The sequence below is a fragment of the Citrobacter sp. Cb023 genome (assembly GCF_030336805.1).
In the GTDB taxonomy this organism is placed as follows: Bacteria; Pseudomonadota; Gammaproteobacteria; order Enterobacterales; family Enterobacteriaceae; genus Citrobacter; species Citrobacter braakii.
Genome location: NZ_JAOWCV010000011.1, coordinates 1 through 312 on the forward strand (window position 1 = coordinate 1; position 312 = coordinate 312).

Sequence of the window (312 nt, forward strand, 5' to 3'; positions counted from 1 at the left end):
CACCGTCGGCAGTGTTTTTACCGCCGTTATCAACCGTGTTGCCGTCTCCGTCCACGCTGGTGCCGGTGCCGCCGTTGGTGCCACTGTTATCACCGGTGTTGTTGATGTCGTTGCCGTCGCCAGTCACGTCAGTACCGGTGGAGCCTTCACCGTCTGCGGTGTTTTTGCCACCGTTGTTGATGGTGTTGTCGTTGCCGTCCACGTCAGTGCCGGTGCCGCCGCCAGTGGCGCCGTTGTCACCGGTGTTGTTAATGTCGTTGCCGTCGCCGGTCACGTCTGTACCGGTGGAGCCTGCACCGTCGGCAGTGTTTT

At 61.2% G+C, this 312-nt stretch carries 1 pseudogene; it reads right to left on the reverse strand.

From position 1 onward, the window contains the following. Positions 1-312, reverse strand: a pseudogene (locus OGW44_RS00070) (hypothetical protein); the annotation flags it as partial.